This is a genomic window from Faecalibacterium sp. DFI.5.82 (genome assembly GCF_029076575.1).
GTDB classification, from domain to species: Bacteria; Bacillota; Clostridia; order Oscillospirales; family Ruminococcaceae; genus Faecalibacterium; species Faecalibacterium duncaniae.
This window is the reverse complement of record NZ_JARFIS010000802.1, coordinates 1-299: the sequence shown is the minus strand read 5'-3', so window position 1 is coordinate 299 and position 299 is coordinate 1. Positions and strand designations below refer to the sequence as shown.

Sequence of the window (299 nt, the reverse complement as noted above, 5' to 3'; positions counted from 1 at the left end):
GCCTTTTTGCCGGTAAAGGACTTCAGGGCTTCCAGAGCACCCTTGCCGTGGTACAGATCGCGGGGAAGATCTGCTCTGCCTGTGCGTGGAGCTCGGTGCGGAACTGTTCCACGGTCTGGCCCCGCACCTTGAGGTACTGGTCAAAGTTGACGTTGTTGGCCTGCAGCCGCAGGTTGAAGTTCCGCTGTTCGGCGATCGGTGCCGTTGTTCTGGTGCTGGCCGCAAAGTTCATGGCGGTTGAGGAAGACCCCCGTATTGAAGAAGTTTCTGCCTGCCTGGCCGGTGCAAACTGCGGCGGC

General features: G+C 60.2%; 1 pseudogene. It reads right to left on the bottom strand.

Annotated features, from left to right (window positions below):
* Positions 1 to 22 precede the first annotated feature (22 nt).
* A pseudogene (locus tag P0G09_RS18975) lies at positions 23 to 299 on the bottom strand (hypothetical protein); the annotation flags it as partial.